Source organism: Dissulfurispira sp. (genome assembly GCF_036745535.1).
Classification (GTDB): Bacteria; Nitrospirota; Thermodesulfovibrionia; order Thermodesulfovibrionales; family Dissulfurispiraceae; genus Dissulfurispira.
In genome coordinates, this window is the sequence record NZ_DAIOFX010000020.1 from 1 (window position 1) to 25,904 (window position 25,904).

General features: G+C 43.1%; 32 protein-coding genes and 1 pseudogene. 5 read left to right on the forward strand and 28 right to left on the reverse strand.

The genetic code is table 11. The annotated features are described in order from the left end of the window. From lptD to purB, 3 genes are all read left to right on the forward strand, one after another. Positions 1-1,088: LPS assembly protein LptD (lptD, locus tag V7L97_RS05325; protein ID WP_333653961.1), on the forward strand; the 1,088-nt coding region annotated here is incomplete at its 5' end. Between the two features lie 29 nt (positions 1,089-1,117). Next, positions 1,118-1,999, forward strand: a complete 882-nt coding sequence (truB, locus tag V7L97_RS05330; RefSeq protein ID WP_333653963.1) for a tRNA pseudouridine(55) synthase TruB — start codon at positions 1,118-1,120, stop codon at positions 1,997-1,999. 13 nt (positions 2,000-2,012) lie between these two features. Next, the gene (purB, locus tag V7L97_RS05335; RefSeq protein ID WP_333653965.1) at positions 2,013-3,308 is read left to right on the forward strand and encodes an adenylosuccinate lyase; all 1,296 of its coding nucleotides are present in this window, start codon (positions 2,013-2,015) and stop codon (positions 3,306-3,308) included. Positions 3,309-3,410: 102 nt separating this feature from the next. On the opposite strand, the gene V7L97_RS05340 is transcribed toward purB, so the two are convergent. The 4 genes from V7L97_RS05340 to V7L97_RS05355 all read right to left on the reverse strand — a co-directional run bounded on the left by V7L97_RS05340 (position 3,411) and on the right by V7L97_RS05355 (position 5,256). Then, positions 3,411-3,635: an ATP-binding protein gene (locus V7L97_RS05340; RefSeq protein ID WP_333653967.1), complete on the reverse strand. Its 225-nt coding sequence runs from the start codon at positions 3,633-3,635 to the stop codon at positions 3,411-3,413. 20 nt (positions 3,636-3,655) lie between these two features. Then, the gene (locus tag V7L97_RS05345) at positions 3,656-3,799 is read right to left on the reverse strand and encodes a hypothetical protein (RefSeq protein WP_333653969.1); all 144 of its coding nucleotides are present in this window, start codon (positions 3,797-3,799) and stop codon (positions 3,656-3,658) included. Then, positions 3,796-4,413 carry a PAS domain S-box protein gene (locus V7L97_RS05350; protein WP_333653971.1) on the reverse strand — a complete coding sequence of 206 codons (618 nt, stop codon included), beginning with the start codon at positions 4,411-4,413 and terminating at the stop codon, positions 3,796-3,798. The genes V7L97_RS05345 and V7L97_RS05350 overlap by 4 nt, the downstream gene beginning before the upstream one ends. Positions 4,414-4,518: 105 nt before the next feature. Then, on the reverse strand, positions 4,519-5,256 hold the full coding sequence (locus V7L97_RS05355; protein WP_333654014.1) for a CBS domain-containing protein: 738 nt from the start codon (positions 5,254-5,256) through the stop codon (positions 4,519-4,521). Between the two features lie 170 nt (positions 5,257-5,426). On the opposite strand from V7L97_RS05355, the gene V7L97_RS05360 reads away from it, so the two are divergent. Together V7L97_RS05360 and V7L97_RS05365 are read left to right on the forward strand one after the other, a co-directional pair. Further along, complete coding sequence (locus tag V7L97_RS05360; RefSeq protein WP_333653974.1) at positions 5,427-6,080, forward strand: histidinol phosphate phosphatase domain-containing protein; 654 nt, start codon at positions 5,427-5,429, stop codon at positions 6,078-6,080. A gap of 3 nt (positions 6,081-6,083) precedes the next feature. Continuing rightward, a complete protein-coding gene (locus V7L97_RS05365; RefSeq protein ID WP_333653976.1) occupies positions 6,084-6,770 on the forward strand; it encodes a tetratricopeptide repeat protein in 687 nt (228 codons plus the stop codon). 77 nt (positions 6,771-6,847) lie between these two features. Here the strand turns inward: V7L97_RS05365 and V7L97_RS05370 are convergent, their stop codons facing one another. The 24 genes and pseudogenes from V7L97_RS05370 to V7L97_RS05485 all read right to left on the reverse strand — a co-directional run bounded on the left by V7L97_RS05370 (position 6,848) and on the right by V7L97_RS05485 (position 25,524). Next, the gene (locus V7L97_RS05370) at positions 6,848-7,093 is read right to left on the reverse strand and encodes a DUF2442 domain-containing protein (protein WP_333653978.1); all 246 of its coding nucleotides are present in this window, start codon (positions 7,091-7,093) and stop codon (positions 6,848-6,850) included. Between the two features lie 4 nt (positions 7,094-7,097). Continuing rightward, positions 7,098-7,355: a DUF4160 domain-containing protein gene (locus tag V7L97_RS05375; RefSeq protein WP_333653980.1), complete on the reverse strand. Its 258-nt coding sequence runs from the start codon at positions 7,353-7,355 to the stop codon at positions 7,098-7,100. A gap of 244 nt (positions 7,356-7,599) precedes the next feature. After that, positions 7,600-8,097, reverse strand: coding sequence for a RipA family octameric membrane protein (locus tag V7L97_RS05380; protein WP_333653981.1), 498 nt, complete (start codon positions 8,095-8,097; stop codon positions 7,600-7,602). Between the two features lie 36 nt (positions 8,098-8,133). Continuing rightward, positions 8,134-8,307 carry a hypothetical protein gene (locus V7L97_RS05385; protein ID WP_333653982.1) on the reverse strand — a complete coding sequence of 58 codons (174 nt, stop codon included), beginning with the start codon at positions 8,305-8,307 and terminating at the stop codon, positions 8,134-8,136. A 79-nt stretch (positions 8,308-8,386) separates the two neighbouring features. Next, the gene (locus tag V7L97_RS05390; protein ID WP_333653984.1) at positions 8,387-8,659 is read right to left on the reverse strand and encodes an AbiV family abortive infection protein; all 273 of its coding nucleotides are present in this window, start codon (positions 8,657-8,659) and stop codon (positions 8,387-8,389) included. Between the two features lie 276 nt (positions 8,660-8,935). Continuing rightward, on the reverse strand, positions 8,936-10,447 hold the full coding sequence (locus V7L97_RS05395; protein WP_333653985.1) for a lytic transglycosylase domain-containing protein: 1,512 nt from the start codon (positions 10,445-10,447) through the stop codon (positions 8,936-8,938). 53 nt (positions 10,448-10,500) lie between these two features. Continuing rightward, positions 10,501-11,688, reverse strand: a complete 1,188-nt coding sequence (rnfB, locus tag V7L97_RS05400; RefSeq protein ID WP_333653987.1) for an RnfABCDGE type electron transport complex subunit B — start codon at positions 11,686-11,688, stop codon at positions 10,501-10,503. Between the two features lie 83 nt (positions 11,689-11,771). After that, positions 11,772-12,365 (reverse strand): electron transport complex protein RnfA, encoded by a 594-nt coding sequence (locus V7L97_RS05405; RefSeq protein WP_333653988.1) that lies wholly within the window; start codon positions 12,363-12,365, stop codon positions 11,772-11,774. A gap of 57 nt (positions 12,366-12,422) precedes the next feature. Further along, entirely contained in the window at positions 12,423-13,058 is a 636-nt protein-coding gene (gene rsxE / locus V7L97_RS05410; protein WP_333653989.1) for an electron transport complex subunit RsxE, read from the reverse strand. Beyond that, positions 13,030-13,623 (reverse strand): RnfABCDGE type electron transport complex subunit G, encoded by a 594-nt coding sequence (locus V7L97_RS05415; RefSeq protein WP_333653990.1) that lies wholly within the window; start codon positions 13,621-13,623, stop codon positions 13,030-13,032. Before V7L97_RS05415 ends, rsxE begins: the two co-directional genes overlap by 29 nt. Further along, positions 13,620-14,639, reverse strand: a complete 1,020-nt coding sequence (locus V7L97_RS05420; RefSeq protein ID WP_333653992.1) for an RnfABCDGE type electron transport complex subunit D — start codon at positions 14,637-14,639, stop codon at positions 13,620-13,622. The genes V7L97_RS05415 and V7L97_RS05420 overlap by 4 nt, the downstream gene beginning before the upstream one ends. A 12-nt stretch (positions 14,640-14,651) precedes the next feature. Then, positions 14,652-15,974, reverse strand: a complete 1,323-nt coding sequence (rsxC, locus tag V7L97_RS05425) for an electron transport complex subunit RsxC (protein ID WP_333653994.1) — start codon at positions 15,972-15,974, stop codon at positions 14,652-14,654. A gap of 148 nt (positions 15,975-16,122) precedes the next feature. Continuing rightward, entirely contained in the window at positions 16,123-16,455 is a 333-nt protein-coding gene (locus tag V7L97_RS05430) for an ArsR/SmtB family transcription factor (RefSeq protein ID WP_333653996.1), read from the reverse strand. A gap of 68 nt (positions 16,456-16,523) precedes the next feature. Then, positions 16,524-17,168: a protein-L-isoaspartate(D-aspartate) O-methyltransferase gene (locus tag V7L97_RS05435; RefSeq protein ID WP_333653998.1), complete on the reverse strand. Its 645-nt coding sequence runs from the start codon at positions 17,166-17,168 to the stop codon at positions 16,524-16,526. A 626-nt stretch (positions 17,169-17,794) separates the two neighbouring features. Then, complete coding sequence (locus V7L97_RS05440) at positions 17,795-19,192, reverse strand: NAD(P)/FAD-dependent oxidoreductase (RefSeq protein WP_333654000.1); 1,398 nt, start codon at positions 19,190-19,192, stop codon at positions 17,795-17,797. After that, the gene (gene surE / locus V7L97_RS05445) at positions 19,177-19,932 is read right to left on the reverse strand and encodes a 5'/3'-nucleotidase SurE (RefSeq protein ID WP_333654002.1); all 756 of its coding nucleotides are present in this window, start codon (positions 19,930-19,932) and stop codon (positions 19,177-19,179) included. Before surE ends, V7L97_RS05440 begins: the two co-directional genes overlap by 16 nt. Before the next feature lie 581 nt (positions 19,933-20,513). Further along, entirely contained in the window at positions 20,514-21,500 is a 987-nt protein-coding gene (gene trpS / locus V7L97_RS05450) for a tryptophan--tRNA ligase (RefSeq protein WP_333654003.1), read from the reverse strand. A gap of 225 nt (positions 21,501-21,725) precedes the next feature. Beyond that, the gene (locus V7L97_RS05455) at positions 21,726-22,394 is read right to left on the reverse strand and encodes a site-2 protease family protein (RefSeq protein ID WP_333654005.1); all 669 of its coding nucleotides are present in this window, start codon (positions 22,392-22,394) and stop codon (positions 21,726-21,728) included. A gap of 317 nt (positions 22,395-22,711) precedes the next feature. Beyond that, the gene (locus tag V7L97_RS05460) at positions 22,712-23,164 is read right to left on the reverse strand and encodes a hypothetical protein (RefSeq protein ID WP_333654007.1); all 453 of its coding nucleotides are present in this window, start codon (positions 23,162-23,164) and stop codon (positions 22,712-22,714) included. An 88-nt stretch (positions 23,165-23,252) separates the two neighbouring features. Then, positions 23,253-23,363, reverse strand: a pseudogene (locus tag V7L97_RS05465) (P-II family nitrogen regulator); the annotation flags it as partial. Between the two features lie 744 nt (positions 23,364-24,107). After that, positions 24,108-24,320 carry an SHOCT domain-containing protein gene (locus tag V7L97_RS05470; protein ID WP_333654010.1) on the reverse strand — a complete coding sequence of 71 codons (213 nt, stop codon included), beginning with the start codon at positions 24,318-24,320 and terminating at the stop codon, positions 24,108-24,110. A 46-nt stretch (positions 24,321-24,366) separates the two neighbouring features. Further along, complete coding sequence (locus V7L97_RS05475) at positions 24,367-24,783, reverse strand: hypothetical protein (protein ID WP_333654011.1); 417 nt, start codon at positions 24,781-24,783, stop codon at positions 24,367-24,369. Positions 24,784-24,844: 61 nt separating this feature from the next. Beyond that, a complete protein-coding gene (locus V7L97_RS05480) occupies positions 24,845-25,087 on the reverse strand; it encodes a hypothetical protein (protein ID WP_333654012.1) in 243 nt (80 codons plus the stop codon). 98 nt (positions 25,088-25,185) lie between these two features. Further along, entirely contained in the window at positions 25,186-25,524 is a 339-nt protein-coding gene (locus tag V7L97_RS05485; RefSeq protein WP_333654013.1) for a hypothetical protein, read from the reverse strand. Positions 25,525-25,904: the final 380 nt, after the last annotated feature.

Here is a 25,904-nt window from a genome sequence, read left to right on the forward strand (position 1 = left end):
AAGAGTACGGCTATAAAAGAGACCAGAGGATACAGAGGTTCCTCCAGTCGACAGGTGAGATTTCCGTACCGCTTCCTGACTCGCGTTTATACCTTTTGGGACAGCAATGGATAGACCTCAAAGAAGGGCATACTGCCGTGCCCAAAAAGTTGCCGGAATTAGGATATGTGGTCAATCCTACGAACATTGGCCCGCTTATGTTCTCCATGAACTCAAGTGTGGCCAATTTCTATCGGCAAAGGGGCGAGAGAGGACAGCGTCTGGATATAAACCCAACTGTCTCCTATTCCTTTGGAGAGACAGTGCCCATATTCCAGTCACTTTCCCTGAGGGAAACGGCATATAATCTCAAAGACGGAGCGTCTTATGGTTCGTCACCACACAGAGAAACCTTTGAGTACAGGGCAAGTGCATTGACAAGATTTATCAAACGTTACGAGTCATTCACACATATCATAGAGCCTTCTTTTTCCTATAGTTTCATTCCAGAAAGTCATCCACTGCCTATTTTTGATTCAACAGAACTCTTCGACAAGACCTCGGTGGCAAGTTTCTCTCTATATAACAGTCTTACATCTAAACATTTCACGCTGACGGCAAGTCTATCACAGTCTTTAAACTTTAATGCAGGAGATAGACCCCTGTCGCTTACTGCAGTAAATGCGTCATTTAGCGGTCCTTTTAGCTTAAACTTCGATATGTCATACGACCCTAATAAGGGAAGAGCCGAGACGGTTAACTCTTCGCTCAGTTTTAAAGTGATGGATAAAACAGCAATAAGCTTTGGAGAAAGATACTCTAATTCGGATGAAAAATATTTCTATACATTCGGCATTGATTCGGCCATTACCAAGAAGTGGTCTGTAAGCGCCAATATGTGGTATGACTCAAAGGATGGTTTGAGAGATTCATCAATCAATACTATTTATTCAGAGCAGTGCTGGGCAGTTAATATCTCAGCAACAAAAAGACCCGGTGATGATAGGAGGCCTCCTGAATACAGTTTCATGATATTTATCGAATTGAAGGGATTGGGACAACCTATTAAGCTTTATCAATACCAGACACATTCCACACCAAACAGCTAACTGATTTATAATAAAGGGCATCGATTCGTATGAACATCATCATAAACCTCAACAAGGATTACGGCATTACTTCGCACGATGCTGTTACAGCTATAAAAAAACTCCTTAAAGTCAGAAAGGCCGGTCATGCAGGAACCCTCGACCCTATTGCCACAGGGGTTCTCCTCATCTGTCTGAACGAGGCTACAAAGATTTCATCCCTTCTTTCTAACATCGACAAGGAGTACATTATGACCGCAAAGCTGGGTGAAAGCACCGATACATATGACGCCGAAGGCAAAGTAATCAAAAAATTTCAAATTTCAAATTTCAAATTTCAAATTGAAGAAATAAAAGAGATAATCCAGAGATTCACAGGCGAGATCGAACAGGCACCTCCCATGTATTCGGCAATCAAGGTTTCCGGGGAGCCCCTTTACAAGTTAGCCAGAAAGGGCATCGAGATTGAAAGAAAGCCCCGAAAGGTGATTATCTATTCCATAGAAATATTGAGCTTTGAATCCCCCTTCCTGAAATTGAGAGTCTCCTGTTCAAAAGGCACATATATGCGCTCATTATGCAATGACATCGGCAATGCCCTTGGTGCAGGCGCACATATGGTGGAACTTGTCCGCACGAGAATAGGACAGTTCTCCATAGAAAACTCCGCAAAGATAGGCGAACTGCCTCATAAGACCGCATCTTTATATCCCATAGACTCTGCATTAAAGCATCTGCCGGAGATAATATTGGAAGGCGACAATTTGAAGAAGGCCAAAAACGGGAACCCGATTACTTATACGCCAGATTCGCCCATTCACCCATTCACCATCTCACCATTTATCAGGCTCAAAGACCCTGAAGGAAGACTCTTCGGAATTGGAAAAGTTTCGAAGGGTTCGATTAAAATAGAGAGGCTGCTTAAACTATGAATAGGGAGGCATTATGATACCGAGATATACACGCACTGAAATGGGAAGACTCTGGGAGCCTGAAAACAGGTTTCAGAAATGGCTCGATGTGGAGATAGCCGTATGCGAGGCATGGGCAGAATTGGGTGAAATCCCGGAGGATGCCCTCAAGGTGATAAAAGAAAAAGCAAAGTTCGATATAGCGAGGATTGACGAGGTTGAAAGGACAGTAAAACATGATGTCATTGCATTTCTTACATCCGTTTCAGAGTTTGTAGGCCCTGAGTCGCGGTTCATACATAAAGGGCTCACGTCATCCGATGTGGTTGACACAGCCCTCTCCCTCCTCATGAGGGAGGCATCAGACATTATCATAAAAGACATTAAAGAGTTGATGGGCGTTTTAAAAGAACAGGCATTCAAATATAAGACTGTTCCATGCATCGGCAGAAGTCACGGAGTTCATGCAGAGCCCATGACCTTTGGACTTAAATTCGCCCTCTGGTATGAAGATGCAAAAAGAAGTCTTAGAAGGATGGAGACTGCAAAGGATGTTATAAGTATCGGCAAGCTCTCCGGTGCAGTTGGAACATTCTCAAATATCCCAACCGAACTGGAAGAAATGGTGTGCAACAAGCTCGGACTCAAACCCGAGCCTGTAGCAACCCAGGTTGTCCAGAGGGACAGACATGCAGAATACATGACAACCCTTGCCCTTATTGCGGCATGCATCGAAAAGATCGCTGTTGAAATAAGACATCTCCAGAGGACAGAGGTGCTTGAGGCTGAAGAGCCTTTCAGCGTAGGACAGAAGGGCTCATCTGCAATGCCTCACAAGAGGAATCCTGTTGGATGTGAAAACCTTTCGGGCCTTGCAAGGATTGTCCGTTCCAATGCCATAGCTGCACTAGAAAACATCGCCCTATGGCATGAGAGGGATATATCCCATTCATCGGTGGAAAGAGTAATCATCCCGGACAGCATAATACTTGTCGACTACATGCTGAACAGATTAAAGGGAATACTTAAAGACATGCATGTGTACCCCGAAAGGATGAAGGCAAATATGGACAGGAGCTACGGCCTTTATAATTCCCAGAGGGTTATGCTCGCCCTTACCGAGAAGGGCATAACCCGCGAGGATGCATATACAATGGTGCAAAAGAACGCCATGGAAAGTTGGAAGAGGGGTGTGAGTTTTATGAAACTCCTCCAGGAGGACAGCGACATAACAAAACATCTCTCGCCTAAGGAGATAGAGGAAATATTTGACCTGCACTACTACCTGAGGAATGTGGATTATATGTTCGGCAGGGTGTTTGAAAGCTGATGCGAGATTTTCAGAACATCCGCGGAGCAGGAAGGTAGATAGAGAAGGTTGTTCCTGTTCCTTCTTCTGATGCTAAGGTGATGTGGCCGTCATGGTTTTTAACTATCGAATACATATGGCAAGACCAAGACCCATGCCTCTTTTGCTTCCACGCTGTTTAGTCGTGAAATAGGGATCAAATATCTTCTGCAAATTTTTCCTCGGGATGCCGTGTCCCTGATCTTCCATGGAAATTTTTATATATCTTCCCTCTTTTAGAGGAAGGCCGTCTCTCGTACTGATGTCTATGTTCTCGGCATTAATCGTGATTACCCCGCCGCGTGGCATGGCCTCCTTTGCATTTATGATCAGATTATGGAATACACGGCCATCTGTCCTTTATCGACATCCACAGGCCAGAGGTCGTCTGGTATGGAGACCTCGCATTTTGCATTGAAATCGGTTGGGATAAGGTCGGCGGCATCCTTTATAATTTCAGCAATGGAGGTCATTTTTTAACAGGCTCTCCGATTTTTGCAAAAGTAAATAATTGATGAGTTAAGTCCTTTGCAAGCCTGGATGCCTTCTCCGCCATGGTCAAACTCTCGAATACCTTATCTTCGGGTTTTACAGAGGATTTTGAAAGGGTGATACAGTTAAGAATGCCTGTCAGCAGATTATTGAAGTCGTGTGCAATGCCGCCGGCAAGCACCCCGATGGATTCGAGCTTCTGTGCCTTCAAAAGTTCTTCTTCCAGTCTCTTGTGCTCGGTGATATCCCGTGCCATTAAAACAAACCCTGCCAGATTATTATTTCCCTCCCATATGCCGGATACAGTCGCCTCGATAAACCGGATTTCACCTTCCCTCTTTTGTTCGAATGTATACTTATACGACCCGTTGTGCCTGACCGTCTCCACTGCCTTTTCAAAAAGGGATGAGTTCGCCTTTCTCTCTAAATGCATATCCATAGCCGTGCGCCCGATGACCTTATCTGCCCTGTATCCGAATATCTTTTCTGCCACAGGGTTGTAATACACGATGCGGAAATCATGGTCCATGGCTACAATGGCCATAGAGGTGGAGGAGCGGAGTATGTTTTCGAGGACTGTCTTCTCGCTGAGCATTTTCCGTGTCTCCTGCAGTACCTCTTCCTTTCCCCTTATAATCTCCTTGAGAAATTCTATATACCGCTCCTCGATCCTCTTTATGATGTCTGATTGTGTAATAAGTCATGCTATCCTGCCCTCCTTGTCCACCACCACCAGCCTGCGGATCTTTTCCTTATTCATGACTCTTGCTGCCTCATGAACAGGTGCACTTGAAGATATAATCCTGACAGGATGTGCCATTACTTCCTCTACCTTCAAGCTGTTCATATCGACCCCTGCCTTAAACAGGCGCACCACATCACGCTCGGTCAATATGCCCGCAGGACATCTGTCATCTTCAACGACTATGCAGCTGATGGAGTACTCCGCCATCCTCGATATGGCATCCCTGAGCAGGAAATCCTTACCGGCTGTCACCACATTCTTTGTCATGATCTTTGATATATTTTTGATCTCGACAAAATACTCCAACCCTAAATTCTTCATAATATCCGATTGTGTAATCACTCCGGAGAGGTCGCCGCTTGAGTCCACTATAATTAGATGTCTTATCCTGTTTGTCTCCAGCAAGCTATACGCCTCATATATATTTGTATCTATGTTTGCAGTAATCGGCTGCTTGGTCATCAGCTCCTTTATCTCAAGGCTGTCAAGATGGTTCTGGCGATGCACCGCAATAACAAAATCACGTTCTGTAAAAATGCCCACAGGTTTTTTATCCCGGACAACCACAAGACAGCTTATCTTATTTTTCTCCATTAAGGAGACAGCTTCTGAAACAGGAGTCTCGGGAGAGACCGATATGACTTTAGAGGTAAAAATTTTTCTGAGAGACTTATCCTTATTGCCACCTATAATCTATATTATTTCAAGTTATTATATCAAATAATATCTTTATCTATTAGAGCCATTGTCTTTACTTTTTATCGATTTTTCCTGTATTCTTAAAAGTTTGTGATAGGAAATGCGTGATGCGTAATGAGTGATAAGCTACTAATTACGGATTACGCATTACGGATTACGCAATTATGATTGACCTGCACACCCACAGCATATTCAGCGATGGAGAACTCATCCCTGCAGAGCTTGCAAGAAGGGCTTTTGCAATGGGATATGGGGCCATTGCAATTACAGACCACATGGACCAGTCAAACATAGACCTGATAATCCCAAGGATTGTCAAGGCAGTAAGTGCATTAAAGAACCATGTCTCTATAGAGATAATCCCCGGAGCAGAAATCACCCATGTCCCGCCTTCGTTAATACCTGATATGGTAAAAGAGGCAAGAAAGCTCGGCGCTAAAATAGTCGTAGTACATGGAGAGTCCATTGTAGAGCCGGTTGCCGAAGGCACAAATAGGGCGGCCATTGAGGCAGGCGCAGATATACTTGCACATCCTGGATTGATCAGCAATGATGACCTTTTGTTTGCAAAAGAAAAAGGGATAACCCTTGAAATAACTGCGCGCAAAGGGCACAGCCTTTCCAATGGACATGTGGCAAAATGGGCATTAAATTTAGGCATTCCCTTAATACTGAACACCGACGCCCATTCTCCGTCTGACCTTATTACAAAAAACTTTGCGCGGCAGATACTTATGTCTGCAGGAATTGAGGATAAAGAAATAGACTCTATATTCCAACATGCGGAAAAACTTGTAAAAAAAGCACTTGGAGGTTGATAAATGCCAAAGGCAATAAAAAGGCGCACCGAGAAAAGGGGCATCGCTACAGAAGAAGACCTGAGAGAGACCGTTGTCGATATAAGGCAGCGATTAAAGGAAAGACAGCGTACTTTGGTTTATGCCGTAACTGTTTTCATTGTACTGGCAATATCAATTGGTGGATTTGCTGTATACAAAAAGACATCTTCAAACAAAGCACTTGAGCTTGAGCTCGAGGGGTACAGATTATTCCATGGTGATTACCAGGCTATGCTTATTCCGCCTGCAGAAAGGTACAAACAGGCGCTGGAGATGTTCAAAAAATCCTATGCAACACGGAAAAGACCCGATGTCCTCCTGTATATTGCAAACTGCCAGTATGAATTGGGAAGCTATGACGAAGCAATAAAGACATTGAAGGATCTTAACAACCAGTTCTCAGACCCGAAGGTTATCTCTCTTTCATATTATAAGATGGCAATGGCATATGTTAAAAAGGGGGACATGGATAATGCACTTGCTTCCCTGAAAAACATTTTAAACATCAAAGACATCCCCCTTCAGGATCTGGCATTGCTTGAAACCGGAAAGATACTGGAACTGTCCGGGAAAACTGAAGACGCCAAAAACAAATACAGAGAACTAATCAATAAATTCCCGAAATCGGCTTTTCTGAATGAGGCAAAGGCAAGGTTGGGAGAGAAATAAAACTGCGGATTTGCGGTAGAAATATGCGTAACTATTGAATTGTGTGGTAGCGGAATGCCATCTGTACGAGCGAGTTGTTACGCCAGCACTTTCATCTTGTCGTATAGGAATTCAGGAGCAAGGTCGGCTCCATTTTCCCAAACAATAGTCTCGAGAACCGGGTCTACCCTGAAAGATTTGAACATTTCTAAATCCTTGAGTGGTTCGAAAACTTCCCCATAAAGTTCATCTTTAAGGTTGACTTCGCCTTCAGCGCCATCATTAAATTTTAGCCAAATTACGTAATCATGAAGGTATTTTGCTTCTTTGACATGAAGTATCATCTCTTTACTCCAATGGACTAATCCGGGCTAAGGGTTTATTTTGTTCAGCCAGCTTCCAGTCTGCCAGCAATTCCTCTTTATGTTGTTCTCTCCATTCTTGAATCATATTCATTGCCCTTTGAGTGACATGGCCTGTGACCTTTCCTGTTTCAATCTCAACGGTAACTTCCTCGTCCCCGTATCTCGCATGGAAGTAGGGAGGCTGGTGGTCACGCCAGAACATATAAATAATTATTCCAAAGAACCTGCTGATTATAGGCATTGTTTTCTATCTATATTTTAGTATAACATCGAAGCTCAAGGGGAGCGCGGCAGTTCCGCGCGATCCCTTGAAGCGCTATGTTAGACTCTATTATATAATTCCTGTTTCTCGCTTTTTGGCGATGTGGTCATACGATCCTTTATACGTTTTTCCCCTCACAAATATCAAAATACCAAACAAGATCGTAATCACGCCTACTACAAGATGATTAAGGTTTGCCGGATAACATTCTGAAGGGTATGTGCTATAAGTTCAAGCCAGATACATAGGGTAAATAGGCTGACCCACTGATTTGTTTTTGACGCTGATATAGCCAGCGGCCCAGTGAAAAATCTTTCAACATTTTTATCCGGGGGCGATGTAAAACAGTTTTATACAGCGGACCTGTAAATTTATCTTCAAGCATGTCCACGTGGTTTTCCCAGTTTTCTTGCCAATATTTACTGCCGCGATTAACTAAGAACCACGCCCATGTGAATAAAAGTCCTATTGAACCTACAATATAGGCTAAGTATTCTTTATTCTTGAGATGTTCAGAACCTAAAATTGCAAAGTAGCCAGCAAATGCTGCGGCAATTAAAGTCCAAAAATATGCCGCTCTTTTCCAGTAGAGCTCAATTTCAAATTTTCTTATATCGAGTGCATGATCAAGTGCCTTTGCTGCTCGACTATCATTGGCTGCATCCAGACCAAAACATTCCCTGTACTCTTTTTCAGTTATTCTATGTTCTTCTTCGTTCATTTGACAGTTTGTCTCTAACTTGTTGCAGTTATTGAATCATTTCATAAAAGATTTTGATCCTATCCGTTCGGTAGCACACTCTATTTGTAAAATATCATTTATTTCCTTTTGAACAAAATCAATCGCTTTACGAGCATCTTCTTTAGAAAATTGATCTTTTGGTTCCTGCGCTTCATAATCTCCGGCGTAATCAACATAAATCGAATCCATTCGCCATTTATGATATTTCTTGCCATCTGAAGGATTGTCATGTTATCTAATACGAACATGCGAAAATTATAAGCTGATTTTATTCATGTCTTTTGAATGCATTTTCTAATTCCGAACTTGAAACCATATCGTTAAAGAAATCAGCAACGATTTGTGACTTGCCAATTTCTTCCATAGCTAATAACGATAAAGTAACAGCGCGAGCATAATGTTCATGTTTATATAGCAACTCGGCTTCCGCTGTTAAATCGTTGGCGTTATTTAAGCACGCTCTGTATAGTTTGAGAATACTGGTCCAGTGCTTTGAGCTGATATGTCCCTCTTTTGATTTTTGACGTGCCTTTGTTTTCATATTATTGTTTTCAGTCTAACATTTAATATACGAACTTCCGGTTTTCTCCGGTTAATGATTAAAATATAGCACAAATGGGAAAAAGAGAAATTAAAGTTCAATAATTTCAAAAGGTGCTTTTTGCGGCATTTCGTATTTTGCGGTAATAAGGACTAAAAGCGAAGTTCATATATAATGGAAATTTGTCCAAGACTGTTTAGGTATGTGTTTCAGGAAGAAGTTTTCAAGTCTTTAGCAATGACTTATAGGTAATGTTCTGGCTTTTTAGAAAATAAGTTAAATCTTTTTGGTTTTGGTTTTATTCTTTGCCTTGCTGACTTTTTTGGCGGATTTTTTGTTTGACTTGCCGGACTTTTCCCCTGATATTTTCTTAGTATAAGAAACCTTTTTTGCAGATATTTTATCATCCGGGTCAGCATAATACTTTCCCTTTGGCGGTATCTTTATCTCTTCGCCTGTCTCAAGAGCTTCTATGCCGGCCATGGAATTCATTGCGAGGATAACATTCACAGGGACGCCTGCTTTTTTCGCTATCTTCTTGAGATTGTCCCCGTTTTTGACCCTATAGGTATCTATGCTGAACCTCTCTTTCTCAGGGATCTTATTGAGATTTTCAATAAAGATATCCTTGCTCCCCAGAGGTATCCTGATGGTATAGTTCTGGACATTCGGCGGTGTGCTCCATCTCCTCAATTCAGGGTTTAACTCCCTTATATCCTCAACAGTGGCCTCAGCACATTTTGCTATTATCTCGATATCAACAGGCGAATTAAGGCTCACCTCATCGTATTCCAGAGGCTCGTGATATGCAAGGTCATGGAATCCGTATTCCTCAGGTGTAGACGCTATCATGGATGCAGCAATGTATCTCGGGACATACTCCTTTGTCTCATTCCTTATCTGCTTTGTATTGAGAAGTGCCCAGTAATCCTCTGCACCGGTCCTTTTAAGGGCCTTCTTGATCCTTCCCTCACCCGCATTATATGCAGCGAGGGCGAGCTTCCATGAGCCGAACATCTGATACAGGTCCTTGAGATACTCTGCTGCTGCGTGCGTGGATTTTACAGGGTCTTTCCTCTCATCCCTCCACCAGTCAATCACAAGACCGTATCTCTTGGCTGTGGAGGCAATGAACTGCCACGGCCCAACTGCCCGAGCACGCGAATAGGCATTCGGATTGAAGCCGCTCTCCACTATGGGAAGAAACACCAGTTCCTCCGGCATACCCTTTTCCTTTAGTACATCCTGCATTATTTCTATATACTTTGCTGACCTTTCGAGCCAGACAGAGAACCTCTTTTTAATCCTGTCTTTAAATAAGGCGATATTCTTCTCTATCGCCTTTATTGCCGTCTCATTAGATTTGTATGATATGCCAAGAGGAGAATTTGCATTGGACGGTATCAGTGAAGTCTGTCCTTTTTCGGCATTACCCCGTGATTTATCGCTTTTAGGCTGACTGACATTCTCTGATGATTCGGTGCTTTCCTGAACAGCATTATGCTTATCATCTGATGACAGGTCTGCTGCTGCAATTAAGGGATTATCATTTGTTCGGGCATATATTTGGGCAGGCTTCTGGGCTTTTAGTTCAGGATTCTGATTTGAGTCGGCACTACTGTTAGTTACATTGGCATAAGCCGGGGCAACAAGAAAACAGAAAAGAGAAATAAGAATGCAGAGGATAAGACATAGGCCTCTCTTATCCACTGCTTTGGTTTTTAATTCCGGCTTCCTGTCCCGTCTTAATAAGGCGGGCTCTTCAGCCTGACCCCTGACCCATTTCATACAGGTATATTTGTAACCTATATTGCCCAAAATGTCAAGGATTTTCTTTATTCTCAGGCTGCCTCTGCCTTTTTCTTCTTTGCTGCAGCGGCTGCAAAGACCTCTGCTGCGTTAAATGTGCCGTCAATTGCCTGTACAGGACACTTTGCAGTGCATATCCCGCAGCCAATGCATTTATCCTTGTCTATTGAGTGCATCTTCTTTGGCTCGCCAACGGCTGCATTCACAGGGCATACCTTCGTGCATATCTGGCATCCTATGCATTTATCCGTGACAAATGCCTTCGGTCTCTGCGGGATAAAGTCCACAATGGCATTTGTGGGACATACCCCGACGCATAAGCCGCACACCCTGCATTTATCGATATCTATCCTTGAGAGGTTGTTGGAAATGGACGGTGCATCAAACGGGCAGACCTTCACACACTTGCCGCAGGCGATGCATCCAACCTGGCAGTGTTTTCTTACATCTATACCTTTATCTTTTGAATGGCAGGCAACAAGGACAGCCTTTGAAGCAGGCAGCACTTCTATGACCTTCTTGGGACATGCTGCCTCACACTTTCTGCATCCTGTGCATTTGGTTATATCGACAACAGGGAGATGGTCATCGTTCATTGTTATTGCTCCAAATGGACAGACCCTTGCGCATGTGCCGTAGCCGAGGCAACCGTATATGCATGACTTGTCGCCTCCGCCTGCCAGAACCGCTGCCCTGCAGTCCTCGACTCCTTCGTATTTGAATCTCTTTGTCGACTTGCTCCAGCCTCCCTGACACATTATCCTTGCGAATATGGGCTCCCTCGCCTCAGCTTTTTTGCCTGTAATCAATGCAACAGCCTCTGCACCCCTTGCTCCTGCAGGTGTGCAGAGATTGGGAGGGACATCAGGATTATTGACAACAGCCTCTGCATACTGTTCGCATCCTGCATAGCCGCATGCACCGCAATGCGCATGGGCAAGAACATCCTTTACCTGTTCCACGCGAGGGTCAATTTTAACCGCAAACCTTTTTGCGGCAATGGCAAGACCAAGACCGAATACCGCTCCTATGCCCGCAAGAAATACCAGCGTGAACTTCAGTACAGGAACGAGATCCACATGCTCCTTTGCCTCAACAGCTCCGCCGACGCCAGCATAAAGAGCAGAAGGACAAAAGAGCAGTAGAGCAGCAGAACAGTAGAGCAAAAGGGTAACGGTATTTGTCTTCTTTATTTTCTTAATCATAAAGCTATCAAACATAAATTTACTCCTTAATTTTTATTATAAGCAGCAGCAACAAAAAACAACAATCTGATGACCGATCTTCTGTTATGCTGCTCTAACTAAAGCGTAATCAATCCTGAGAAACCTGTGAATGCAAGGGCAATCAGTCCTGTAATAACAAAGGCCATGGGCAGACCCTTAAAAGGCGCCGGCACATCTGCAAGCTCCAGTTTCTCTCTGATGCTCGCCATTATTATCAGTGCAAGGGCAAAACCGAGACCCGAGCCGAGGCCGAAGGCAAGGCTCTGGATAAAGCTGTATTTCTCTCCTGCATTAATCAAAGGGACTGCAAGGATGATACAGTTTGTTGAAATAAGGGCAAGGTAGATGCCGAGCTTATAGTAAAGCCCCGGAGCCACCTTCCTCATTATGGTATCCGATGCCTGCACCAGGCCTGCTACAACACCTATGAACACGATAATCTTTAAAAATGTAATATCCAGTGGAATCATCACGTAATTAAAGATGAGCCAGCTCAATGATGCGTTTATCATCATAACCGCTGTAAAGGTAATGCTCATGCCCACAGCGGTCTCCATCTTTTTGGAAACGCCAAAGAATATGCAGAGACCCAGGAATCTCGTAAAGACGAAGTTATTTATGAGTGACGCCGATATAATCAGCTCAAAAAGCTTTGTGAATTCGCTGCCCATTTATCTCCTCCTCTCAGATCAATCGTCATGGGTTATTAGTTGTTACTTTTTTAATGACTAATGACTACTGACTGATGACTTCTTTAAATATCTCATGTCTATCCAGTTGAAAAAGGCCATCAGTATGCCCACCGCAAAAAAGCCTCCTGCGGGCAAAATCATTATTAAAAGTGGTTTTGCATGCACTATGGGCATGCCCCACAATGAACCCTTGCCTATTAACTCCCTGAAGAAGCTTATAACGGTCAGTGCGAACAAAAATCCGATGCCCATTCCTATGCCGTCCGCCATAGACGGAGCGATCTTGTTTTTGCTCGCAAACATCTCTGCCCGTGCAAGTATTGATGCAAAAGCAACAATCAACTGTATATACAATCCCATCTGCTTGTATACATCTGGAACAGCAGCCGCCATAGTCAGATCGGTGACCGTAACCCAGCCCGATATGACAAGCATAAATATCGGAAGCCTGACCTTCGGATGGATGAAATTTCTTATTAAAGAAATTGTTGCGTTAACCATTACCTGCACAAACAAAACCGCAACTCCCATTAACACCCCGTTTTTGAGGCCGCTTGTAACGGCTATTGCAGGACAAAGGCTGAGGGCGAGCTTGAATATGGTGTTTTCCTTGACTATTCCGTTAAGTATAAGTTCTTTATAATTAATCGTGCTTGTGCTGTGCTGCGCCATCAGTCCCTCCTTTTACGGCAGTGATTATCTGGTTCAGACCCTTTTTGACCGCATCATCGGTAACTGCCCTACTCGAAATCGTTACTCCGCTTATTGCCTGTATGTACTCTGTTGTTTCTGTCTTTACGAGTTTTATGTGGTCTATATCCTTATCTTTGAACTGATTTTTAAACTCGTCCTTTTCTATCTCGTCTCCAAGTCCGGGTGTTTCCGCGTGCGAGAGGATATCAATCTTCTGCACCTTTAGATCTTTGTCAACCGCAATCAACACATTGATGTAGCTCGAATAACCCTTTCCAAAGGACTGGACAACATAGCCTATAATTTCATTGCCTTTTTTGGCTATAAAATATTCCGCCGCCTTTTCGTGCGGTTTCCAGTCTCCCATTTTTTCTATTTTGTCAGCATCCGGCATAAGCTTTTTAAGTGCCCTCTCTTTTTCGATTACAGCGTTTTTATACATAATAGGCGAGGTCTTGGCATAAACTGCCGCAAGGATGGCCCCTCCTATGAGATACACGATAACGAGGTTTATGGTTATCTTTATAATATCTCTGCCTGTCATCTCTTGATCTCCTTTGTCTGTTTAATTGCTCCGAAGACCTTTGTCTTAAAGCCTCTGTCTATAAGAGGAGAAAAACAGTTCATGATGAGTATTGCAAACATGACGCCTTCGGGATAGCCTCCCTTCAATCTTATGAGCATGGTGAGAAATCCGCAGCCAATACCGAAGAGTATCTGGCCTTTTTTTACAGAAGGGCATGTGACATAGTCTGTTGCCATGAAGAATGCACCAAGTAGCATACCACCGCTCAGAAGGTGGACAATAGGGTCTCCTGCGAACAATGCTCCTTTTGCACCGAATATCCATGCCATAACAGCCGCAGTACCGAGGAATGAAATAGGAATATGCCATGAAATATAACCCCTGTAAAAAAGAAATGCGGCCCCTATAAGGAGCGCAATTGATGATGTCTCGCCGATAGAGCCTGCCCTGTGTCCTACAAAAAGCTGTGCATAGAGGTTGATCTTGTCTCCGAATACCTCCATCAATTTTTCCACTCCCTCTTCTTTCAGTATTCCGAGGGGTGTAGCTGTGGTTTTTGCATCAAGCTGTACAAATGCTGCAGTGGGTTCCTTCCATATTGTCATAAGCCTCGGAAACGAAATAAGGAGAAACGCCCTTCCTATCAATGCAGGATTAAAAACATTAAACCCTAATCCCCCGAACAACTGCTTTGTGATGACTACTGCCACAAAAGAACCTACGATAGGGATATAAATTGGAATGGAGGGTGGAAGGTTCATTCCTAAAAGCAATCCAGTAAGGAATGCGCTTCCGTCCGTTACAGTGACCTTCTTTTTGAGTGCCTTCTGGAATATATATTCGGAAAGCACAGCCGCTATTATTGAAATGGCTACTGTAAATACAGCCCTTGGACCAAAGAAATATGCCCCCATTACGGTTGCAGGAAGGAGCGAGGCATTCACACTCCACATAATCCTGCTTGTAGTCTCTTCGCTCTTTATGTGGGGACTTACAGATACTATTAATTGATGTTCCTTTTTTACTTCTGCCAATTTAGCCTCCAATTAAGGTTTTACCAATGATTTGGCAAGTCTTATAAATTGTACTATAGGCCTTTTCGACGGGCATACATATGTGCATGAGCCGCACTCAAAACAGTCAAAGAGATTGTAGTCCTTCGTCTCTTCGTAAAAGCCCTTTTCAGAAAGCACACTCAGCATTGATGGCATTAATCCCATGGGGCATATATCGATGCACCTTCCGCATCTAATGCACGGACCAAAACCTTCGGCATGGACAACATCTTCTTCGGGAAGGACGAGGACTCCTGATGTACCTTTGGTTACGGGCACATCCAGAGAATACATTGCAAAGCCCATCATTGGGCCTCCTGATATGACCTTTGCTATCTCTGACTTGAATCCTCCGCATTCCTCTATTAAATCAGACACCAGTGTGCCTATTTTCACAATGAGATTCTTCGGCTCTTTTATTCCCTCTCCGGTTACGGTAACAACCCTCTCGATAAGGGGCTTGCCATACCTTGCTGCCTCATAAACCGCCACTGCCGTACCGATATTCTGCACAACAACACCCACATCCATGGGGAGTCCCCTCGGCGGCACTTCCCTGCCGACAGCTGCCTTTATGAGCATCTTCTCTGCCCCCTGCGGATATTTTACTTCAAGGGCGCAGACCTCGATGTTCGGCTCTCCCGATGCAGCCTTTTTCATAGCCTCAACAGCATCTGGTTTGTTATCCTCTATTCCTATAAAGCCTTTATTAACGCCGAGAATCTTCATTAATATTTTCAGGCCTTCCACAACCTCCTGAGGCCTTTCTATCATAAGTCTGTAGTCGGCTGTGAGATAAGGCTCGCACTCGGCGCCATTGAGTATAACCACATCCACAGGCTTTTCCTTTGGAGGCGACAGTTTGACATGGGTAGGAAATGCTGCCCCTCCCATTCCCACTATTCCTGCATCCTTTACCTTTGCCTTTAATTCATCGGGGGAGAGCTTCATATAATCGGGATTGTCCTTTAATGACGTCCACTCCTCCTTGCCGTCGTTCTCGATTACAACGGATGTGACCATCCTGCCGGTGGCAAGGGGAAAATCTCCAATAGCAATAACTTTTCCTGAAACCGATGAATGAACAGGAGCGGAGACAAATCCCTCAGGAGTGCCTATAACCTCACCCTTCTTTGCCTCCTGTCCAACACCGACAGCCAATTTACACGGTGCTCCTATATGCTGAACAAGCGGGATAACAACTCTTTTAGGTGGTTTAGTTGGGGAAATTGTCTTGTCTTTGGAAAGCTCCTTCTTATCAGGCGGATGAATTCCTCCTTTAAATGTTGCAAGGGCCATTGAAGGTTTCTCCATTTGCGTTATGCGTTATAGTGTAATACTGAATCTTATAACGTTTTGGGGCTAAAAAAGCCTATAAGTAATAACACGGGATAATAAAATATGTCAAGCCCGAAATTCAGACCAGATAGGTCTTTTAAGGGATGAATTAAGGCAGGATTGATTAGGCCTTTCTGACCAGTTCAGCCATCCTGCTTCTCTCCATCAACAGCTCATTGAGCACTTCCCTCATGAGGGAGCATGCCTGAACTACTTTAGGGTTGGCTATGCTGTAATAGATATTCACGCCATCCCTTCTGCTCTTCAGTATGCCCTTGAGCCTCATTACAGCAAGATGCTGGGATACATTGGCCTTTGGGGTTCCCAGGATATCCACAAGCTCCGCAACGGTCTTTTCCCCATCCTTTAATGCGCTGATTATCTCTATTCTCTTGGGGCTGGAGAGTATCTTGCAGATTTCTGCTTGCAGCTCGTATATTGATTTTTCTCTTCTCATACTTAGACATTTTATTGATTTAAAAACAAAAGGTCAAGAACTTTTTTATTAAGAAACTAAACAACTTCTTATCCCTTCCACCCATATTCTCCCACAAGCGGAACAAAGACGCACGGAGTATGGTACTCTTCGATGAGCATGCCCTTCTCTTTTTTGCCCTTTATCAATATCTGAGAAAACCTCTCTCCAACAGGCGCTACGATAATCCCGCCATCCTTCAGTTGATTTATCAGGGGTTCGGGGATTTTTGGAGCAGCAGCAGTGACTATAATCCTATCAAAAGGTGCCTTATCCTCCAGACCCTTTGTACCATCGCTAACTATTACATATACATTTTCGTATCCGAGGTCTGTCAGTCTCCTTCTTGCTCCATCTGCAAGAGTGGAAATCCTTTCTACTGTATAAACCTCTCTTGCCAATTCCGCCAATAGTGCTGCCTGATAGCCTGAGCCTGTCCCGACTTCCAGCACCTTTTCATCTCCTCTCAGTTCCAGCAACTCTGTCATCACTGCAACCATATAAGGCTGTGATATGGTCTGGTCATCGCCTATTGGCAGTGCTATATCGTCATAGGCGCTGTGTCTTATAAAATCGGGTACGAATAAATGGCGTGGAACCTTCCTCATGGCAGCAAGGACGCGCTCGTCCTTTATCCCCCTCGGGATGAGTTGGTAATCAACCATCATATCCCTGAGCTTCTTATAGTCGTCCATGCCCACTATGAATACTGCAGTTAACGAAGTGGAACTTTATGCTGTCATTACCGACAAAAGAAGGGTCAAGAACCCTCTGTCTTCAGTAAAGGCAAAAGAGCTTATTTGATTTTATAAAAGCAGCAATATTCGCGTCATCGCCCCTACGCCTCAAACTATCGCCACGATAACCGGGCTTATTGAAAAACATAGCCCTAAATCCCAATCTATCTTTGACTATCTCCTCATAGCCACTATGATAGACAACGGGGTCTATGCGATTCATACCACTAACAGCGAACATTTTAAACATTTTGACTCCATAACCGTTATCAACCCATTGCCTGCGTGACCCGATGGTCTCGTCCTTCCTATCGTGCATAATGTCTCTGTCGTTTCCATCTCAAAATTCCTGCCTCTCATAAACAAAGCCTGAATTCTCCTTTCCATTTATGAGCCTGCAGCTCCCTGCCTCCGGCCGATGAAAAATCCGATGTTTCGCTGAATTTGTCATTTAAAAAGTAGCCTGTCCCCTTTTATTCTTCCTAATATCTTCTCTCTCCGCTACATCAGGCGTATGAGAAAACTACTGCTTGCCTGAATTTGCCTGAAAAGTAGCCTGTCACTTTTTTCTTCACCGGAGTCGCTTAAAGTCGTCCATGTCTCTTTAATATTTCCCTCGCTGCTATTACTCCTGAGGCCGATGCCTGAATAAGCCCTCTGCTGACACCAGCACCGTCGCCAATGGCAAAGAGATTCTTTATCTCTGTTTCAAGTCCATCTGTAAGCTTGACCTGCATTGAATAGAACTTCACCTCCACGCCATAAAGGAGCGTATGTCGTGAGTTAATACCAGGAGCGACTTTATCCACAGCCTCAAGCATCTCCATAATATCGGACAGATAGCGGTATGGAAAGACAAAGCTCAGATCTCCGGGTGTTGCATCCTTTAATGTAGGCTCCACTATTCCCTTTGATATGCGCTCATGCGTTGAACGCCTTCCCTTTATGAGATCGCCAAGTCTCTGGACAATAACGCCTCCTCCGAGGAAATTGGCAAGCCTTGCTATATATGTGCCGTATGATATGGGCTCATCAAATGGCTCTGTAAAAAAAGTGCTTACGAGGATTGCAAAATTGGTATTGTTTGTTCTCCTCTCTGCATAGCTGTGGCCGTTCACAGTCCATATGTCCTTTATATGCTCCTTCACTACCTCTCCGTATGGATTAACGCAGAATGTCCTTACCTTGTCGTCAAACTTCTTTGAATAAAATATCAGCTTAGGCTCGTAAGTAATACTCGTAAGCGGTTCAAGGACAGGAGCAGGCACCTCCACCCTTACTCCAATGTCCACAGGGTTTTTAAGCAATGTAAGCTTGAGTCTTCTGGACTCTGTTTCAAGCCACTTAGCCGATGCCCTTCCCGGCGCAAGGATAACATAATCCGAGAATATCTCCTGACCGTCTTTTAGTTTTATTCCCACAGCCTTTTTCTTTTCTACAATTATATGCTGTACATCTGTCTCAAATACTGCTGAAACCTTTCCATTGACAGCCTCCCTCATCCTTTTCAACACATCCCTGCACCTGTCCGTACCTATATGTCTTATCTTTGATGGAACAAATGTGAGGTCATTCTTTGCAGCAATGTCCTTTATCCTGGCGATCTCTTTTTCATCGCCTCCGTAAAGTTTCTCAGGAGCACCATGCTTTACATATATGCCATCCACATAATCTATTAATGACTGAAGGGTCGCCATATCAACATATCTCGAAAGGAATCCGCCTATTTCCGGAGATAGATTGAGTTTTCCGTCACTGAATGCACCGGCGCCGCCCCAACCGCTCACAAGATCGCATTCAGGGCATGACATGCAGGGCACATCCTGTGTATCCATGGGGCATTGCCTTTTGTCGATGTCTTTTCCCTTCTCGACAATGAGAATCCTTAACTCAGGAGACTTTTCCATAAGCTCCAGAGCAGAAAATATTCCTGCAGGACCTGCACCGACTATAATGACATCGTATTTCATGACTGTTTCCATGTCTTTTTTAAATACTCCAGTGCCTCATAATTAGTTAAATCAAGATGTATCGGCGTTACAGAGACATAATTATCGAGCACAGCCTGAATATCCATGTCTTCTCCATGCTCCCAATAAGGCTTTCCCCCTCCAATCCAGTAATGTTTGTCGCCCCATGGAGAAAATATATCCTGTATGGCACTATCATACACCCTTTTGCCCTGCCTTGTAATCTTCATACCCTTAATCATATCCCTCCTTGGGACATTAGGGACATTGACATTAAGAAGTGTGTCATATGGCAGAGATTTCTCAAGAATATATTTCGCAACTTCGATGGCAAAAGGAGCAGCGGTCTCGCAATGGAATGGCTTATCTCCAACAAGGGAAATGGCAAATGACGGAACACTGAGAATAGTCCCTTCTATTGCAGCGGAAACAGTTCCTGAATATGTTATGTCATCTCCAAGATTTGCTCCCCTGTTTATTCCCGATGCAACAAGGTCAGGCCTCCTCGGCAATATTTTATGGATGGCTAAAGCAACGCAGTCTGTCGGTGTACCGTTTACGCTGAAGACATTTTCACGAAGTTCCTCGACTTTTAAAGGCCTGTGAAGCGTGAGTGCATGGCCGACCGCACTCCTCTCCCTGTCGGGGGCAACGATATAAGCATCCCCTATCTCCTTCATCGCCTTAAAAAGGGCGATTATTCCTGGCGAATGAACACCATCATCGTTTGTGACAAGGATAAGGGGGGTCATTATAGTTTTTCCAGAAAATTTTTTATTTTCTCCTTCTCTGCCTCAAGGTTATCTAATGCAAAATAATCGTCATATGCTTCGCTTTCGCTAACCAATCCACTCTTTACCTTTGCATTCAAGTCAAAGACATCCTTCACTCCGTATTTTTTTTTGCAATCAAGAAAAACTCCGCATCTATTTTTGAAAGTCTCTGTTCAAGATAGGTTTTAACGCTTTCCTTTAAAAGCTCTTTTGGCTTCATATGCAGCTCTTTAGCCACCTTTCAACAACAGTCATTTATAACCCTCCTTTCCTGCAAAATAGGCATTGCAGCATTTACATTTTAAGTTTATCACACTAAATATAAATTGTGTTAAGATTGAAACAGCAAAATATGGGCTAAATCAGCGGTGGCTGTAAGCCATCCGCTGACTTGTTTGCAATTTCATTTCATAATACTATATATCCGTAGTTCATGCCGTTGCGGCAAAGAAGATTTCCAGACACACCTGATTTGAGTTTGAAATATTCCGCCTGCATTAGATGAAAGGGGAAACATCGCAGGGATAAACCTCGGAGAGATATATGCGGACTTTGACTGATCAGGCCAGCCCCATCGCCTCTCTTACAAGTTTCATCGTCTCCTCAGCCACTCTTCCTGCCTTCTCGGAGCCTTTTCTGGCTATCTCAAAAACCATGTCAGGATTTGAAATCAGTTCATTCCTCTTTTTCCATATCGGCTCCATGTATGCAAATACATTCTTTATCAGTATTTTTTTACAGTCTATACACCCTATTCCTGCTGTCCTGCACCCGTGGGCAACCTCTTTGAGTTCCTCTTCTGAAGAGAATATCTTGTGCAGGTGGTAAACAGGTGATAACTCCGGCTCTCCTTTATCCGTCTTTCTTTTCCTTGCAGGGTCTGTCATCATTGTCCTAATCTTCTGCTCGACAACCTCTGGAGTATCGCTCAAATAGATTGCATTGTCATAGCTCTTTGACATCTTCCTTCCGTCAAGACCCGGAACCTTCGGAAACTCTGTGAGCAGCCCTTCAGGCTCAGGGAATACCTCTTTATAGAGATAATTAAACCTCCTCGCAATCTCCCTCGATATCTCAAGGTGCGGGAACTGGTCAATTCCAACAGGCACATGCTTTGCCCTGTAAATAATTATGTCAGCGGCCTGCAAAACAGGATAGCCAAGAAAACCATATGTCGAAAGGTCTCTATCTTTTAACTGTTCCTGTTTCTCTTTGTATGTTGGAACCCTCTCAAGCCATCCGATTGGAGTTATCATGGATAAAAGAAGATGCAATTCTGCATGCTGCGGAACCATGGACTGAATGAAAATTGTCGATTTGTCAGGGTCTAAACCAGCAGCAATGAAATTTATCAGGAGGTCCTGTGTGCTCTCCTTTATAGTGGATGGGGTTGCATATCCTGTTGTGAGTGCATGCCAGTCAGCGACAAAATAGAAACAGTCGTATTTGTCCTGCAGATTTACCCAATTCTTGAGGGCTCCGACAAGATTTCCCAAATGAACTTTCCCGCTCGCCTGCATGCCGCTCAGCACACGCTCTCTATCCATATTTCCTCCCTTTAAATCTTCTTTTATGGATGGCAGGTGTTCCTCAAAGCCTTTAATAATGCGATGAGATTATTTTGCTGCCTGTTTCTTTGCTGAATGGACAGGTGATACTGAAATTGCCCTTAAACAGCAGGAGGGATCGGCTCTAAGGTATCGCTATTAAAGTCTTTTTAGAACACCTGCCATCCATAATTACGACATCCATGATTACGAATTATTGCCATGCTAAACCATATCGATTAAGCCCAGAAACAATCTTATCAAAGGCATTATTATATAACCTGCCATACCTGTCATCACGAGTATCAATACTATAATCATCCCGAAAGGCTCAAGCTTTCCAAGCGCCTGTGCCTGCTTATGCGGCAGCAGTCCCATGAGAACCCTGCCTCCGTCCAATGGCGGAATGGGTATCAGATTGAAAGATGCCAGTATCACATTTATGGTTACGTTGGCCGTAAGCATCATTACCATAGGTTTGATCACCTTTGCCACCACATCATCGGACACAAAGGCAGATGCAGGGATTACTGCGTATTTAAGAAATAGTACGCTTAAAATTGCCAGTAATATATTTGTGGCAGGCCCGCCTGCTGCCGATATTGCCATATCACGTTTGGGATTTTTGAAGTTATACGGATTTATCGGGACAGGCTTTGCATAGCCGAAGACAAACTGACCATTGGTAAAAACAAATAAAAGCAGCGGTATGATGATTGTACCGAACATATCGATATGGGCTATTGGGTTCAGCGTCAGCCTGCCCAACATTTTTGCAGTTGGATCACCCAGTTTGTAGGCAACATAGCCGTGGGCAACCTCATGCAGGATGATCGCTATAAGGATAGGAACAGCGGTAATCGCAATCTGTCTTATTATATGTGTGAAATCCAAGTCCCTGTGCTCCGGCAAAACTATCAGAGATGAAATAACAACTTAATTTTTCTATTATCTCAAATTGGCAGATAAAATGCAAAGATTGTATCAGAAGGAGCGAAGATATCTTTCAGGCGGAGCAAAAAACTCCGCCTGATTCGTTTGCTTTTAGCCTTTATTGAAGCTGTTTCCCGTCCCAAAATACTTCGTAACCTTTGATCCCATTTAAAAATGCGGGGATACGATAAGGACGTGTCTTGTATCTGTAAACAGGCTTAAATTCTAAGACAGCCGACTCTCCCTCTTTAAGGGCAATTTCAACCTCTACAGAATACTTATCCTCTGGGAGTCCAAAGAATATTCTGTGCGAACCAGCAGCAAGCCTGATTCTTTTTTTCAAGGACATATTTCATTCCCTCGCCTGCTTCCGGATCGGTGTTTGCTTTGCCTTTGTCATCATATGCAGGAACTATATGCCTCTGTCCATCCGCTTTCCATAAAACACCCTGTCCATCTATATTCAAGACAAACGGATATTCAGGTTTCCCATGAAGAGATTCCTTAGACTCCATGATATAATAGCCCTCAAGGTGGGTCTTTATAGACGCCTTAATTACAACATCAACAAAGCCCTTAGGTGGCATGCCTTCTTCCTTAACTTCGCTGAAGACATCCGTTCTCTCGCTTTGTGATTTTGCCATTATCTCTTTTTCACCAGCTATTGCGCTGCCAGCAATAACAAATATTCCTAAAACTATCATCATTATAAAAACCGATAACCTTCTCATCTTAAATCCTCCCCTTATAAATTGCTGATTGTTGATTGCAGATTTCAAAATTTTAAATCCAAAATCTGAAATCATAAATCAAAAATTGTTATGCAGCGGCTTCGCCGCGCTCACCTGTCATTATTCTTATGGCATCTTTGACATCATAGACGAATATCTTCCCGTCGCCTTTGTTCCCTGTATGGGCATTTTTCTGTATTGTTTCTACCACTTCATCAAGCATGTCATCATTGAAAGGTCTGCCACTGTAAAGAGATACTTCTCAATACCTACAACCTCGCCTTGAGATACACTCTTTTCAATTACTACACCACTGATAGGTGAGAATATTGGCATATGAGGACAATGTCCATTATTGTTTTCAGCTTCACACCTCGTAGCATTAAACAAACCTCCTTAATAAACTTTGGTGTTAACCGTAATGCGCAGTAATATCCTTGAGCGGATATAACACTCCCTACAATGATTAATTACGGCTGTTAACTAATGGGTGAGAAAGATTAATTTTGAGGCGGTTTGTTGATTGAGAACACAGGTTCTAAAAAGGCAATAAACACTGGTTTGGGGACTAAAGAGACTGATATAAAGATAGTGTTGTAATTGTGAGAACTAATCCCTCCGATAGTATTACAACATGTAGAGCAACAATTGGCAGCTTCGTTTTTAGTAGATGGTTTATCATCATGTCTATCAGTGTCGGTTATAGAGAATGTCACATTTGTTTGTGGAAGGTTTTTATAGCTGATGTCAATCACTCTTCCATGGGATGGCGATACATGCTCATCACAGGCTATACTGTGAACAGAGGGGATGAAGGTATAGACAACAAGTATAAATAATATAAGCAATCTTCTTAGCATCTTAATATAAGCAATACTGCTGAATTTTTGGTGCATAAATCAACTCCATAAACATTTTCTACAATTATTGTGCGGTCAGGACTCTAAATCCTTTTTCTTTCTCTCAAACTCTCCGCATCAATTTCTCCCTTTGCATATCTCTTTTTAAGAATGTCAAGGGCAGTTTCTTCTTTGGGAGATGCGCCTCTACCAGTAAGCGCCTTTACAAGATAGACAATTCCCAAGATTACCAACCCCCAGAAGATTATCATCAGAATAAGGCCAAACCATCCCCAGCCCATACCGTATCCGTACATTCCATCCCACCCCACATCCAATTACGCATCATACCTGCCTCCTATGCTAATATATTGACCTTATCCTGCCCGTCCTTTTGTCTATTATCACTTTATCAATCAGATTATTGTTTTTATCTTTAATATCCGCCTCAAAAAACCATTCCCTCTCCTTAACCTTGCCTATCTTTATATCTTCATATTTTGAAAAATAATCCTTAAGAATTCTTTCTGCTTCCTTTATAGTCCTCACAGGTTTTTTGCCCCATACCATCCCCACATAGGACAGTAATCTCCATAAGGCCCATCCCACCATCCATTCATCGCCTGAACCTTGGAATAAGGCAGACCAATGAAAAACAGCCAAACCGCCTAATCCAAAAAGAGAAATTACAAGGAACCTGTTTGACCTTTCTATAAAAATGTTCTCTTTCTTTGGCTTCAGGAATCTTACTTCAAGGAGGCCGATTTCCTTACCTCCCAAAAAAGAGGGTATGGTAGAAACCTGCTGCCCTTTTCTGCTGCCCTGAGTTCAGAGATAGACATCACACGTTTTTTACCAGAGGAGACAGTGTGCCGAGAGCATTCTCGGTATTCATTACAAGTTTGCCGTCAATATCAAAGATTCTTATCTCAATGCCCAGCATCAACGCCCATATCGCATCCTCGCCGATAACTTCCTTGTTCCATCCAGAATATTTTTCATATGTACCTTCAAGGTCTGCCATTACCCAATAAACCCTGTCCTCAAGCTCGCCTTCCAGATATTCCCTGAAGTCCTTTATCATTAGTCCTCGAAGGAATAAAGCTGCTGAGAGGGCAATGATGGAAACAGATAGAAGCAGTATGAGAAATTTTAAATCCCGAGAGAGTTTCGGCGCTGTGACTATCCTACAAGTCTTAAAAGGCTCTGTATTACCTTCAAGCTGTGTAATATTCTATCCATGAATACTGCCTCAAGCGGTAAAGTGACATCTGCTTCGCTTTGACTCATAGCTTGACCTATTGCCTTAATCGTTTCCTGTGTCTGCTTGTCAATACCTGTAGTTACGGTATCGGATTTTCTTTTGCCTCTACTCTCTTTTTCTTCTTTTGACTTTTTAAGGCTTTTACTTCTTTCAATGTCTTGTTTTTGCGTCTTTCCAGTTTCAGTGCTTGTGTCAAGTGCGAATGTGTTAGCAGTAAAAAATAGTATTGACAGTAAACTTAATAATATGATTTTCATTTGTTACTCTCCTTTCTGTGGCCAAAGGGATTAGTGAAAAAGTTATTGAAAAATAAAAATTTTTCATATTTAGTTTCGATTTTATAACTATAAGAATTAACAGAAAAGCTATTGAAAAATAAAATATTTTTCATTATTCTTTTAAAGTAGCTGATTTACCGTTTCTGTTATTATCGTCACATGAGATGATGTTTACATTTACTAACAGTAAAATAACTGTAAGTGCTATATTTTTAAGCATTTTATTTGCTTCCTGATTTTTGATATGTTGTTATAACCTCATTTCTAAAATCTGGAGTAGTTAAAAATATTTTTAAAAAGTCTGTCGGTAGTGTCAATCATTTTGTGTAAATTCCTTTAAGGGCTTCTTTCCCCATTGT